This window comes from Streptomyces melanogenes (genome assembly GCF_014649795.1).
GTDB classification, from domain to species: Bacteria; Actinomycetota; Actinomycetes; order Streptomycetales; family Streptomycetaceae; genus Streptomyces; species Streptomyces noboritoensis.
Window position 1 is genome coordinate 108,212 of sequence record NZ_BMTS01000019.1, and the last position, 12,148, is coordinate 120,359.

Annotated in this window: 14 protein-coding genes; 8 read left to right on the forward strand and 6 right to left on the reverse strand. The window is 69.8% G+C overall.

All coding sequences use genetic code 11. From position 1 onward, the window contains the following. Positions 1 to 65 precede the first annotated feature (65 nt). The 5 genes from IE252_RS32590 (at position 66) to IE252_RS32610 (ending at position 4,032) form a co-directional block, all read left to right on the forward strand. A protein-coding gene (locus tag IE252_RS32590) for an IS5 family transposase (protein WP_190093041.1) occupies positions 66 to 880 on the forward strand; the annotation gives its coding sequence in 2 pieces (ribosomal slippage) (positions 66 to 408 and positions 408 to 880; 816 coding nt in all). Positions 881 to 1,114: 234 nt separating this feature from the next. Continuing rightward, positions 1,115 to 2,017 carry an SCO4651 family lipoprotein gene (locus IE252_RS32595; RefSeq protein ID WP_190093042.1) on the forward strand — a complete coding sequence of 301 codons (903 nt, stop codon included), beginning with the start codon at positions 1,115 to 1,117 and terminating at the stop codon, positions 2,015 to 2,017. Between the two features lie 172 nt (positions 2,018 to 2,189). Then, positions 2,190 to 3,014 carry a ParB N-terminal domain-containing protein gene (locus IE252_RS32600; RefSeq protein WP_229848933.1) on the forward strand — a complete coding sequence of 275 codons (825 nt, stop codon included), beginning with the start codon at positions 2,190 to 2,192 and terminating at the stop codon, positions 3,012 to 3,014. A 75-nt stretch (positions 3,015 to 3,089) separates the two neighbouring features. Beyond that, the gene (locus IE252_RS32605) at positions 3,090 to 3,332 is read left to right on the forward strand and encodes a zinc finger domain-containing protein (RefSeq protein WP_190093044.1); all 243 of its coding nucleotides are present in this window, start codon (positions 3,090 to 3,092) and stop codon (positions 3,330 to 3,332) included. 274 nt (positions 3,333 to 3,606) lie between these two features. Then, positions 3,607 to 4,032, forward strand: a complete 426-nt coding sequence (locus IE252_RS32610) for a hypothetical protein (protein ID WP_190093045.1) — start codon at positions 3,607 to 3,609, stop codon at positions 4,030 to 4,032. 6 nt (positions 4,033 to 4,038) lie between these two features. Here IE252_RS32610 and IE252_RS32615 read toward each other — a convergent pair whose 3' ends face one another. The 4 genes from IE252_RS32615 to IE252_RS32630 form a co-directional block, all read right to left on the reverse strand. Further along, positions 4,039 to 4,296 (reverse strand): hypothetical protein, encoded by a 258-nt coding sequence (locus tag IE252_RS32615; RefSeq protein WP_190093046.1) that lies wholly within the window; start codon positions 4,294 to 4,296, stop codon positions 4,039 to 4,041. Further along, positions 4,289 to 4,498 carry a hypothetical protein gene (locus IE252_RS32620; RefSeq protein WP_190093047.1) on the reverse strand — a complete coding sequence of 70 codons (210 nt, stop codon included), beginning with the start codon at positions 4,496 to 4,498 and terminating at the stop codon, positions 4,289 to 4,291. The genes IE252_RS32615 and IE252_RS32620 overlap by 8 nt, the downstream gene beginning before the upstream one ends. Before the next feature lie 840 nt (positions 4,499 to 5,338). After that, positions 5,339 to 6,643 (reverse strand): hypothetical protein, encoded by a 1,305-nt coding sequence (locus IE252_RS32625; RefSeq protein ID WP_190093048.1) that lies wholly within the window; start codon positions 6,641 to 6,643, stop codon positions 5,339 to 5,341. Further along, on the reverse strand, positions 6,633 to 7,643 hold the full coding sequence (locus tag IE252_RS32630; protein WP_190093049.1) for a hypothetical protein: 1,011 nt from the start codon (positions 7,641 to 7,643) through the stop codon (positions 6,633 to 6,635). The genes IE252_RS32625 and IE252_RS32630 overlap by 11 nt, the downstream gene beginning before the upstream one ends. Positions 7,644 to 8,040: 397 nt before the next feature. Between IE252_RS32630 and IE252_RS32635 the strand changes: the two genes are divergently transcribed. Continuing rightward, positions 8,041 to 8,268, forward strand: a complete 228-nt coding sequence (locus tag IE252_RS32635; RefSeq protein ID WP_190093050.1) for a hypothetical protein — start codon at positions 8,041 to 8,043, stop codon at positions 8,266 to 8,268. Positions 8,269 to 8,562: 294 nt separating this feature from the next. Then, complete coding sequence (locus IE252_RS32640) at positions 8,563 to 8,784, forward strand: hypothetical protein (RefSeq protein WP_190093051.1); 222 nt, start codon at positions 8,563 to 8,565, stop codon at positions 8,782 to 8,784. An 83-nt stretch (positions 8,785 to 8,867) separates the two neighbouring features. On the opposite strand, the gene IE252_RS32645 is transcribed toward IE252_RS32640, so the two are convergent. Beyond that, a complete protein-coding gene (locus tag IE252_RS32645; RefSeq protein ID WP_190093052.1) occupies positions 8,868 to 9,107 on the reverse strand; it encodes a hypothetical protein in 240 nt (79 codons plus the stop codon). Between the two features lie 14 nt (positions 9,108 to 9,121). Beyond that, on the reverse strand, positions 9,122 to 9,796 hold the full coding sequence (locus IE252_RS32650) for a hypothetical protein (protein WP_190093053.1): 675 nt from the start codon (positions 9,794 to 9,796) through the stop codon (positions 9,122 to 9,124). A gap of 723 nt (positions 9,797 to 10,519) precedes the next feature. On the opposite strand from IE252_RS32650, the gene IE252_RS32655 reads away from it, so the two are divergent. Beyond that, positions 10,520 to 11,896, forward strand: a complete 1,377-nt coding sequence (locus IE252_RS32655; protein ID WP_190093054.1) for a hypothetical protein — start codon at positions 10,520 to 10,522, stop codon at positions 11,894 to 11,896. The last annotated feature ends 252 nt before the right edge of the window (positions 11,897 to 12,148 follow it).

The window sequence follows — 12,148 nt, forward strand, 5'->3', positions numbered from 1 at the left end:
GCCCGCCCCGGCACCCTCACCCCTAAGACCGTGTCCTACATGGTCAGTTGACAGTTGTGTCGAGCATGGGGAGTGGACGGTGGGGATGGATCGTTCCGGACGGGCTGTGGGAGCTTGCCAGGCCGTTGCTGCCGTCGGCGCGGGTGCGCCCGCAGGGCGGCGGGGTTGCGAACATCGATGACGAGGCGGTCTTCGCTGCGATCATCTACGTGCTGGTCAGCGGATGCGCCTGGCGCGCTTTGCCGCCCTGCTTCGGCGCGTCGAAGTCGACCGTGCACCGCCGGTTTCTCATCTGGTCGCGTGCCGGAGTCTGGGGCCGACTGCACCAGCGGGTTCTCCAGCTCCTGGACGAGCAGGGCCTGGTGGACTTGTCCCGTGTGGTCCTCGACTCGGCTCACGTCCGCGCGAAAAAGGGGGCGAACTTGCAGGTCCGAGCCCCGTGGACCGGGGTAAGCCCGGTTCCAAGATGCACATCCTGTCCGATGCGGACGGCCTGCCCCTCCGAGTCGGACTCTCGGCGGCCAACACCCACGACAGCCTCGCCCTGAAGCCGATGCTGTCCCACTTCCACATGGGACACGAAACCCACGCAGGCGATTCCAAGCCCACACGGTTGCACGCCGACAAGGCGTACGACATTCCTCACCTGCGGCGATGGCTGTGGGGCAAACGCATCGGCGTCCGCATCGCCCGCAAGGGCATCGAGTCCAGCGAACGGCTCGGGCGACGAAGGTGGGTGATTGAACGCACCATGTCCTGGCTGACCGGCTACCGCCGGCTCAACCACCGCTACGAACGCCAACCCCGCGACTACCTGGCCTTTCTCGGCCTCGCCGCCGCACTGTGCTGCTACAAACGTTTACTCAAGCTCACCATGTAGGACACGGTCTAAGTCGGTACGGCCGCTCCTCGTTGTTACAGCCACAGAGCGACGATCCCGAGCGCGACGGTGGCGCGGTGCCACACTTTTGCTAGCTGGCACGTCTCCCCTGTGGGGGAGTGCTCCGGGAAAGCGCGGAGTCCGCTGTCAGCGGGCCCGCCGCCGTCCACCCCCTGACGCGAAGTGATCACATTGCAAGCGCCTAGGTGCATGCATTTTCCGAGGGTGGGTTTCATGAACAAGCGGTACGCGGCGGTCGGCACGACGGCCGCGCTCGTCCTGGCGGGGCTGACGGGCTGCACGACGCAGCAAGCCAAGGACACCGCGAAGTCGGTCGCGGACACGGCGGGCAAGACCAACAGCGCGATGATGGCCGCGCTCGCGCGCACCAGCGAAAAGACCGAGCGCGCCAAGTCGGCCACGATCACGGCCACGGTCTCAGGTACAGGGCAGCCGAAGCCCGTAACGATGACCGGCACGTACACCTGGGGGGCCCGAGAGGCGTTCGACACGCGGATGGACACGGCCAGCGCGGGTATCGCGGACCTGAACTCGCAGCCGACGACGCGGATGCTGTTCGTGGACGGCGCGTACTTCTACCAGATCGACCCGCAATCGAGTGGCCCGCTCAAGGGCAAGCACTGGATGAAGGTGGAGGCCAGCGCGGTCTTCGGCAAGAAGGGCGCCGCAGAGATGAGCCGGACCGACGGAGACCCCACGGCCGGCCTGAAGTTCCTCAAGAACGCTCGCGACGCCGATGACCTGGGAACAGAGACCGTGCGGGGCAAGTCCGCCCACCACTACGTCCTTCACGTCGGCCGGGACCAGTGGGGCGCGGCCGGAGACGCGCTGACCGGCCGCGACAAGGACAGCCGCATGGGCGAATACACCGGTGACGTCAAGGAGATCACTCTGGGGATCTGGGTCGACCCCCGCACCGACCTGCCCGTGCGGATGGAGGAGACAATCGGCGCGGCCAGGATCAGCGTGGACTTCCGCTCGTTCGGTGGCGCCCAGACGATCTCCGCGCCCCCGGCCGCCGACACGGCCGATGTCACCGACGAGGTGAAGGCCGCTACGGCCGATGAAGCCACCAGCGGCGGGGCTTCAGGAAGCAATGAAGAATCTTTTGTGTAGAACGTAATACTTTGCACCCCTGCCACGTCTTCTGTGAGTGAGAAGGCCGACGCGCCACGGCGGCACCCTTCGACTGGAGGGTGCCGCCGCCACTTTGAGCACTCACAAGGACACTCCGATGACCACTGCCGCCGCCCCCGTATCCGCGCCCTCGTCGCTGTCTGCTCCGTCCATGACGATCGAAGAGCTGAACACGCTCGCCACCCAGGGCCCGCAGGCGCTGCTGGTGACCGTCACCCCCGCTCTGGCGGCGGCCCTGCTGGAGCAGAACCGGCACAACCGCAGCGTTCGGGACGCGGCGGTCGACGAGTCGGCGAGGGACATCGCCGCGGGGGACTGGCTCCTCAACGGCGAGACGCTCAAGCTGTCCATTCACGGGGAGGTCCTGGACGGCCAGCACCGCCTCCACGCCATCGTCCGCGCGAACACCGCCGTGGTGACGTTCGTCGTCCTGGGGCTGCCGCCGGAAACGCAGGCCACCATGGACGCGGGCATGCGCCGCACCGAGGCCGACGCCCTGGCCCTAGAAGGCGAGGCCCACCCCGTGGTGCTTGGCTCGATCGTGCGCCGCGTCTGGGCCTGGGAGCAGGGCGACCGCAAGTTCGCCCGCCGGATCTCTCCCACCCGCGCCGAGTCCCGGGAACTACGCAAGCGTCACCCCGGGCGGCGGGAATCGGCAGCAGTAGCCGTCAGCGTACGAGCCGAGTTCCCCCACATCCCCCAGTCCGCCCTCGGCACCGCGCACCACCTCTTCAACGCCATCGAGCCCAAGGACACCGTCGAGTTCTTCGCGCGACTCGGCGACGGCGCCAACCTCTCCCAGGGCCATCCGATCCTGAACCTGCGCAACCGCGTGACCGCCGACCGCGCCAAGGACGGCAACCTGCCCTTCGGCCGCTACCTGTCCTACCTCGTCCACACCTGGAACGCGGTCCGCTCCGACCGTCCCATCAGTCGCCTGCAGGTCCGCAGCACCACCGTCCCCACGCCAAAGTAGCGCTGCACCCGGCCAGGCGGCTGCCCGCGACCAAGGTGGCCGCCTGAAATCTGGGCCGAACTACCAGAGGACGCCATGCCGTACACCGCCAGCACGATCACAGACCCGGCACTCGACGCGCTCTACGAGCTGCTGCGCCTGTACCGGGGCGGCCCCCTCGCTGTGGCCTGCCCGGTCTGCCCCGCCAGCGTCGGCGAACCGTGCCGAAGGCTCCGTCGGCTCCACTGCGAGCGCCGCAGCCGCCACGATGTGGCCATCGGCGCCCACGCGCTCATTCTTGAGCTGATGGGCATCACCACCACCGATGCGCCATCGTGAATTCCGAACCCTGGGCCCCCAGGCATGCCAGACTTGCAGCTGCTGGCGACCTACCGACTCCATTTCGGTAGGTCGCCAGCAGTGGGCGCGCCCCTATGACCAGCATCAGCCGTAATGCGCCTCGTGAAGCCGCTGGTGACCTGCCGACCGTATTTCGGTAGGTCACCAGCTCCGAGGGGCGTCCATCACCAACACCGGCCCGTATTGCGCCGGATAGCAGCACCAATGCGCCACACCACCGGTTCGCCGTGCGCCCCATGGCATGATCACTTCCATGATCCAGGGGTGGGGAAGAACCGCGAGCATGCTGCTCGCGGTGGCAGCCGTCGCGATGGCTGCGGGATGCGGGGGCGACACCGAGAAGGCGAAGCCGCCTACTGCCAGCAGCAGGGAGACGGTGCCGGCTGTCGCCGATGCTGCCCGGGCCTACCGCGACGACCTCAACGCCCTGTCCTGGTCCGGGTGTCCGGCCGACTGCGACAAGGACCTGACCGAGATCGTCGCCAACGCCCGGGTCCTGCGCCAGGCGATGAACGCCGATGCGGCGGGCGCCGGATTCTGGTCCCCGGCATACCGGCTGATCGACCAGATCGAAGAGGGACGGGCCAAGGCGTCGGGTGACGTGACCTGGAACCGGCCACTGATTCTTGGGCCCGCCCACAAGTTGAACGAGTGGCTGACGACCCACCCGTCCCAATAGAGGATTTCAGTCCACCTCGACGTAGGTGACGATGATGATGCTGCCCAACGCCGTCGCGTAGAAGATCACGCGGGCGTCTGCCTGCTGGTAGTCGCGCAGCGCGCTGGCCGTGGCATGGGGCTTGACCGCGTCGGGGGCGGCCGCGATCCGCTCCAGCACAAGGTCCAGGCGCTCCGCCTGGTACGGGCTGAGGAGCTCGACCTGGGCGTCGGCGGGCGGCAGGAAGACGATGCGGGCCCCGCGGCCGCGGGAATGCTTAGGCAACGCCGGGCGCCGCGTCGCCGGTCCGGCTCGACAGGCCCTTCTCGGTGCGGATGGTCTCCCAGTCCCGGCACGCGTCAAGGTCGATGCCCTCGGCAGCGAGATGTTCAAGGACATACGCAAGGGAGGGATTCGAGGGGAACTCGGCGCGCGCGGCCGCCTGCAGCTCCTGCTGCTCGCTGGGGTCGAACACGAGGTGCGCCATCAGTATCGGTGCCTCCGCTGGAAGGTGCGGATATCTACCCTAGCGGCCTGGTACGCGGCCCGTCAGCTACTCCGGGGCTACCGGCGCTCTGTTGTAGAGGGACGGCCTGGGCGGCGGCCGCTCAGCTCGTAGGAGCGGCGCCCGGACCAGACGACGGGCAGAGGCAGGTCGATGGTGCCTTGGACGAGGCCGACCAAGCCCTCCAGACGGGCGGGAAGCCGGTACGTGTACCGGGCCCGCAGCACGTCGGCGGCGTCGGGGACCGGGAAGCGGGGGAGACGCGACGGCCATGAGACCAACATGGCCTGCCGGGCCGGGGCCGGACGCTACAGACACCCGAACAGCTCCGGCTGGAACCGCGTCCACCCGTGCTCCACAGCCCAGGAGCAGGCTGAGGCCCGGGCCTCAGCCTGCTCGCGCCAGACGCGTGTGGCGAGAGCTACGAGGGGACCCACCTCTACTGGGGTCACCACCTCCGCCTGCGCGGGGACCACGACAAGTCAACACCGGCCGCTGTAAGCGGCCTGGGATCACCCCCGCGTCGGCGGGAAGGACGCAGCTTGGAGGCTCTGCACGATGGCCGCGCTCGGAACACCCCCGCGTCTGCGGGGACGAAGCAAGCGCCCTGTGGGCGGACGGCTTCAGTCACAGTGGGGCAACCCCGCATCGCGAGGACAAAGGGAGGCAACGATGCGTCTCCACGCCCAGAGCATAGCCTTCCTCCCCAGCGGATGTAACGGATCCGCTGGGCCACTCCACTGCGGGCCGCGCCCCCCGCAGACCCGTCCGGTGGGCCGCCCCAGCTACGAGCTCGTCCTGGCGCCTCTGTTGAGCCCCACGTCAACACTCCGCTTCGGCTCTGCTGGTGTGCAGGCGCCGTGTCAGGGCCCCGCCCGCGACGTGGCGGGCGAGGTGGCTGGCGTAGGAGGCGACTGCTTCGTATGGGGCGGGCGGCGCGGGCGGGGGCGGTGTGTACGCGCTGCGGCTGCGCCGGGGGGCGGGCGTTTTCGGCGCGGGCGGCGGGGTGGGTGCGGTGGCCTGCGCGTGGAGCTTGGCGGTGTGGTCGTCGATGTGGTCCAGGCCGGTCGAGGGGGGCTTGGGCAGGGTGAAGGTGCGCCGGGCGGGTTGTTCGAGCGCGGCCGCAGGGTCCTTTCCGGCGGCGGCCGCGGTGAAGACGGCGGCCGCGTCGCGTGCGCAGGTGAACGCGGCGTCCTTGAGGACGGGTTCTAGGCGGCGCATCTGCCGTTCGGCGAGCGCAGCTTCCCGTCGGGCGGATTCCACGGTGAGCGTGTGCCGTTCGGCCGCCATCTCCGTGCCCTCGCTCTCGAGTGGGTACATCGGTTCCGGGTCGGGTCGCGCCGCGCGTTCGCGGGCTTTGTCGGCGGCTTCCCGGGCTTCCTGCCAGGCGCGGGCGAGACCGTTGTAGCGGGCCTGGGCCCGGGCGAGCGCGGTGTCGACGCTGGCGGGCCACAGCTCGATGCCGTCGGGGTGCGGGTTGTCGATGTCCGGGTACACCTCGGCGTACTCGGTCCAGTGGGCGCGGTAGTAGGTGCGGCCGTGGTCGGTGAGCCGGTATCCGTATCCGCCGTCCGCGCGTTCGGCCAGGTGGTGCTTGTCGATGAGGACGTGGTCGATGGTGGTGCTGTAGCCCCATTTGAGGAACGTTCCGCGCCGGTCGGCGTCCCACAGCTTGCCCATCACCTGCCAGGAGCGTTCGGTCAGGTCGACCTGCTGGCGGCTGGAGACCGGCGCGACGTGGTTGCCTGCCCGGTAGACGGCCCGGCCCTCGCGGGTGAGCGTCACGGTGATCATGACGCCCATGGCCACGGGGCGCAGGCCCTGCTCGATGAGGTTCTTCTTGATGAGGTGGGTCATGGTCGCCCCGTTGCCCTGGCTGTGGTGCCCGGCCGACTCCAGCCTGCTCTGCAAGGCGGTGATGCCGAACAGTTCACGGTTGTAGGGGTCGTGGGTGAAGTCGATCTGACGCCATACCTCGGCGGGCCGGCTGTCGAAGCGCCCGCGGTTCGCCTCGTTGGCCTGGTCCAGGTCGTAGATAGTCCGCAGGAAGATCTGCTGACGCTCGTTCAGGCTGTCCCAGACGGCCTTGCGGCGCTCCCGCACACTCTGCTTGGCCTTAGCGGGCACGCACGCCTCCCCGGGGGCGCTGGTGGCCGCCGTCCGGCGCGTCGAGGGGGCACCAGCCGCCACGGACCACGTCGTCGTCCAACAGCTCCAGGACGTTGCCGTCGGGTGCGGGAAGGGTGAGGTCGCCGGTGTGGGGGTGCGGGCCGATGGGGCCGGCCAGCAGCAGCACTTCGCCGCGCTCGCGCGCGAGCGCCGCCCACGCGTCGGTGAGGTCGATCGCGCCGAGGAAGAAGTGCCCGTGCCCCTGGTCGGAGTCCGGTTCCTGGGTGACGGTGCGCACGGCGATCCAGGACTCGGATGTGTCCGCACCGTGCTCCAGGCGCAGTGACCAGCCGTGCTCACCCAGCTCGCCGCTGCCCTCGCGGGGGAAGCCGTCCTCGGCCAGGTGGTAGTCCAGGAGATGACACAGGACGGGGTCCGGCTCGTAGTCCTCGGGCTCCGCCGTGAAGAGCAGGACCGGCAGCTGAGGGCCTCCGGGCTCGGCGGGCGGCGCCAGGTGCGCGGTGGCGGTGAGCGTGTAGGTGACGCTCTGCTCATCGGGGTCATCGGGAACGGCGAGGCTGATGCGGCGGGGCTGCTGGGGGATCTCGGCGGGCACGGCCCAGCGGATCACCGACTCCGTGCAGGAGGCATGCGCGAACTGGCTCATCATCACGTACGTGACCGGGTTCAGGTCCGGGTCGAACACGGACACGGTGAACTGCACAGACGTGGCCGTGGTGGCCGTGTTCGCGTCCTGGCCGCAGTGGTGGCACTCGTACGGCTTGGCGGTCCGCTCGGCGAGGAACTCCCGCAGATCGTAGGTGACTCCGATCTGGCCTTCGCCGTCGATGAACCGCTCCACCTCGGGGCTGAGGACGAACCCGCGGCCGTCGGGGACCGGGGCGGGTGAGGTGCGGGGGGTGCGGAGGCTGGTGAGCGCCTCCTGGTAGCCGATGCCCGCCGTCTCGGCGAGCGCCCGGGCGCGCTTCTTGAGGTCGTTGCTGCCGTTCTTGGTCATGACGGACTCCGCAGGGGCGGGGTACCACGCCTTCCCGCCGACGTGTCGCTGACCGCGTGGGCAGGGCTGAACCTCACGGGCCCTCACCGGCGTGAGCCGGGTGCCGGTCTCCTGGCCGGCGAGCCTTCAGCCGTGTCCGTACCCGCTGCGTGGAAGCGGTGACGGCGGCCCCGGGTGCGTGCGTGTCCTGCACCCCACGCCACTGTAGCGAGAAGGACCGGCCCTGTTGGGCGTTCGCCTCGCCTGCCCGCACGGTCATGGCCGGGCTCGCCCGGCCAAGACAGCTCGGGATCCGGCCAACGTGCTCGGGTGCCGGTGCCGGGCCCAAGCCGCGCAGAGGAGGATGCCCTTGGGGCCCGCGCCGACCGGCCGGGCACTGCCGAGAGGAAGTCGTACTGTGCGTATCGCGAAACCGTTAGCCATCAGCGCCCTGGCGCTCACGGCCCTTGCCCTGACCACGGCGGCCGTCGCGGTGAACTCCTCGGGCACCGGCGAGGAAGGCTCGACGGTCGTGCACTTCGGCGCCGACGACGCGGGCCGGGAATGGCACAGCGACGTGCTTGACGCCTCCATCCCGGGGAACAACGACCCCGCGAACTTCGCGCCCCCGGGCGCCCTGCCCTAAGCCGTCTCCCAGGGTGGTCCTTCCGGAGGACGGGGTGGGCGCGGGTCACTACCGGGCCGCCGGCTCCCGAGCACAGTGACGGCATGACGAACACAGAAGTGGACGAGCCGTTCGTGCTGCGGCACTCCGAGTGGGAGCTCTTGCTCAAGCAGTTGCTGTCCGGGACCGGGAACTGGCAGATGAAGCGCGGGCGACATGGGTCATCGGCGACTTCAGGGCCGGGTACTGGCTGCGGCGATTCACCGAGGACCCCGCGCTGCACGGTGCCGTTGGGCCTGCGGGCGGCCGACGTCGGTGAACTGGGACCGAGACGCCGCGCTGTTCGACACCCCTGCCGCGCTGGAGGACGATGACCTGGAGCCCGGCACGATGGGCCCTCACTTTGCGGTCCTGGAGATCGGCGTCTCCCTGGCCGTCGGCCGCCCCGTAGACCTCCGCCGCGCTGCGCGAGAACTGCCGGCTGCTGAGTGGCGCTGGGCCCTGGAGCTCATGGCCCCGGCGGCGAACTACGTCTGACCGGCGCTTTTGACTCCTGCAGTTGGGTATGCGGACGGTCCGGCCCGGTGCGCTGTGCACCCGGGCCGGACCGTTTCGAGTTGCTACGAGGGGGGCCAGTCCCCGGGCCCCATCGGGCGCGCGGTCGGCATGGGCAGGTGGTCCTCGCGGTGCTCTTCACGCCGCTCGAAGCCGTCCCGGTAGCGCCGGGCGACCCTGCGCCACCACGAGGTGGGCGCCGTGGAGGAGAACGACCCGGTGGGGGAGGGGCGGTCGAGGGCGGCGGCGACGCGGTTCAGCAGCCGGTCCCCGAAGGCGAACAGGCTTCCTCGCGCTTTCGACATGGTTGCCTCCCTGGTCAGGTGCCGCAGGCGGCGCGGACGTACTTGCCCACCTCGTAGGGGCCGCTGTGGTCGCCCCGGGTGTCCACCAGGTGCGTCTGGACTTGCAGGTTGTAGTTGTACGTCCCCCCGCCCGGGCAGCGGATCGACCAGATCGTGTCGTTGACCGTGTGCGGCGAGTAGACGAACTTCGAATTCGTCCAGCGGGTGTAGGAGCGCGGCCCGGACCAGGAGGAGCGCAGGAATTTCCCCCGGGTGTAGTGGTATAGGAAATTCCCGGAGCAGATCTCATGGCTGGAGGAGGAGAGATACCCCAGGCTCTTCACGGTGGGCCGTGACCACGTCGAGCACACCCAGCCCGCCGACTTCGCGCTCTGCCCCGCGACGGCGGGCAGCGAATCGCGTGAAGGGGCGGAATTGGCGGGGTCGTTGTTCGCGGTCACGGACGCGTCCAGCGCCTCGCTCTTCCACTCGGTGCCGCCGGCGTCCATCCCCCAGTGCATGACGATCGCGTCGCTGGTGTCGAAACCGGCGTCCTGGGCCTCGCCGGTGTGCGCGTCGCTGACGCTGACCTCGGGAAGCTGCTCGTCAGGGATGACGGGGTCGGGTTCGTCGTTGCCGGGCCGCGACGGGATCGGGCCGCCCGTGTCCTCCTGTGTGGTGCCCGCCGGATCCCCGTCGGCCTGCGCCACTCCTCCCGCAGCCAGAGAAGCGGCAGCAACCACCGCAGCGAACGATAGGGATAATCGCCTTGCTGATCTCAATGTCTTCCCTCCCGTTGTGGTGCGCCCATGGCCTGGGCACAGCAAAACCCTTTCACGTCGAACATGCAGTCGAAGGCGATTCGATGACGTTGTCCGGATCCCGTCAGCCGCCCCGTTAAGCGGCTTGACGAACCTTCAGAGACGGGTGTGCGGGCCCGCTAATCCGGCCTTCCCCCAGGGCAGTTCACCCTGCCGGGTGAACGCCGTTTCCCCGCGGCGCCCACGGTGCGCTAGCGTCCCTCTCGCGCTCAGCGCTTCTCCCCTGAAGTGTCAGGGGATGACCGGAGTTCAGAGCCTGCGGCTCGGAGTGACGGAACGGGACCCGCGGACAGTGCACGCTGCGGGGTCCCCGCCCCTGTATCAGGGGAGGTTAGTGATCAGCCGGTGTCTGGCCCTGCCGACACCGGCTGACTCACGTTGAGACCCTGGTTCCAGGGACTGCTGAACCGGCTGCGGCAGAGCGGGCCGCGCCCGAGGCGGCGGCGCCGGTATGCTGCGCGTGGGCGGCCACGACCGTCCACCGCTGAAGGGGTATCCCGCCCACGCCGGGGCCTCGTTGGTAGGCCGAGCCGTCCGTCGACGCATCGTGGCATCCACCCGTCTGCTGTGACGCGGCGTGTGCGTGGGGCGCGTTGCTGTACGGAGTCAGACGTGGCCAGGAACAAGCCCGGCAAGCCCAGGCGCCCGCGGAAGCGTTCACGCGAGCTGCACGAGCGCAGCCGGACGACCGGCGTGCAGTACACGGCGGTGATGCGCGAGAACGACAGCATCCGAGCGGGCGGCAACACGACTGCCGTGCCGCCGTCGGGAGTTGCCCGGTCCCCGTACGCGTACGGCGGCGACGGCCGTGAAACGGTCTCGATCCCGGTGATGCTCACCGCGACCGTCTCCCGGAAGGCCAACGCGGACGAAGTGGCGCAGGCCGTGGCCGACGCCTGTGCCTACTTGGTCAGGCAGGGGGAGGGCTGGTACCGGGCTATGGCGTACGTGTGGGCCCTGCCCACGCGCATTCCCGCCCCGCAGCAGCCGGAGCGTGACCTGTTGACCATGCTCGTCGTGGTGGCCGCCGCGCGGCCGTGGACCACGGCGGACGGCCAGACGGACGAAGCCGAGCCCGTCGAGGTGGTGACCGACGTCCTGAACGCCGTCACCGCCGCGCTGGCCCGCGCCTTCCCGGATGCGGACGCTGAGCCGGGGGTGCTGCCTCTTGGTGGCGACAAGGCCACGGAGATCCTTCAGACGGCCGGCGGCCTTCAGGCCGCCCTGGTCACCTCCGACGTGCACCCCTCCCTGCTCACCGAAGGAGCCGACGACGCGGAACCCGAGCGCGAGGAGGAGCCGTCGGCCGCGGAGCCGCCGGCGTACCGCTACGTCGACCGCCTCAACCGCGGCTGGCACATCGCCTCCACCGAACCCGTCCGGTACGCCGTCGACTGGGCCGGGCTGCGCCCGGACCGCCCCAGCGACCTGCTCACCCACGCCGAACTCGCGGCCGCGCACGGGCCGCTGCGCCCCGTGGGACCAGGAGACCCCAGCGACGACCTGGTGCTGCGCGGCGCGCTCGCGGATGCCGGGGTGAAGGCGGCCGGGTCGGTCCTCGTCGCCCTGTACCGCCTGACCTTGGAGTACAAGCGCGGCTCGTCCCCGGGCGGCTACGAGGGCGGCTCCCTGGTCGCTGGCCGGGAAGGCTCCTGGCAGTCGGAGGCGATCAACCGGCTCGCCTGGACCATCGGCGGCGACCTGGACGAGAAGCCCAAGCGCTACAGCGAGGAGTGCGTCACCTCCGTCATCGCGGTGCTGCGCGCATGGACCCAGCACCCCAAGCGGTACGTGGAGGTCGCCGAGAAGCTGGCTTATGAGTTCTCGAAGGTCGCTGACGAGCTGGGCGGCTGGAGCAAGGTCGCCGATCGCCCGTTCCAGCCCGCAACGGCGGTGGGACGGCATCCGGCGGGAACGATCGAGGCCGTCTATTACTACCTGATGTCCCAGTCCTCCGAACCCGTCCTTGAGCGTGACGACTTCATGTAGGCGAACCATGGAGCCTCGCGGCCGCCCCGGAAGAGGTCACCGGCGCCGAGGGCCCTGCCGTGAAGCTGCCCGGCGGCGGACGTACGGCGGGCGCCTTCCCGGCCGTGACGGGATGCCGGGAGTGCGCGGGCATCTGGCATCCCGGCGACCGCGCCTTTCACCTCACCCACAACCCGGGCCGACGCGGCCGCTGGCCGTCGATTGCCGGGCCCCTGGTTAGGGGCGACGAGAGGTGACTCTGCTTGCTGTGTC

Excerpts from the sequence above, each read along its gene's own strand:
- IE252_RS32595 (WP_190093042.1), top strand. The coding sequence starts at position 1,115 with ATGAACAAGCGGTACGCGGCGGTCGGCACGACGGCCGCGCTCGTCCTG.
- IE252_RS32600 (WP_229848933.1), top strand. The coding sequence starts at position 2,190 with ATGACGATCGAAGAGCTGAACACGCTCGCCACCCAGGGCCCGCAGGCG.
- IE252_RS32605 (WP_190093044.1), top strand. The coding sequence starts at position 3,090 with ATGCCGTACACCGCCAGCACGATCACAGACCCGGCACTCGACGCGCTC.
- IE252_RS32610 (WP_190093045.1), top strand. The coding sequence starts at position 3,607 with ATGATCCAGGGGTGGGGAAGAACCGCGAGCATGCTGCTCGCGGTGGCA.
- IE252_RS32620 (WP_190093047.1), bottom strand. The coding sequence starts at position 4,498 with ATGGCGCACCTCGTGTTCGACCCCAGCGAGCAGCAGGAGCTGCAGGCG.
- IE252_RS32630 (WP_190093049.1), bottom strand. The coding sequence starts at position 7,643 with ATGACCAAGAACGGCAGCAACGACCTCAAGAAGCGCGCCCGGGCGCTC.
- IE252_RS32645 (WP_190093052.1), bottom strand. The coding sequence starts at position 9,107 with ATGTCGAAAGCGCGAGGAAGCCTGTTCGCCTTCGGGGACCGGCTGCTG.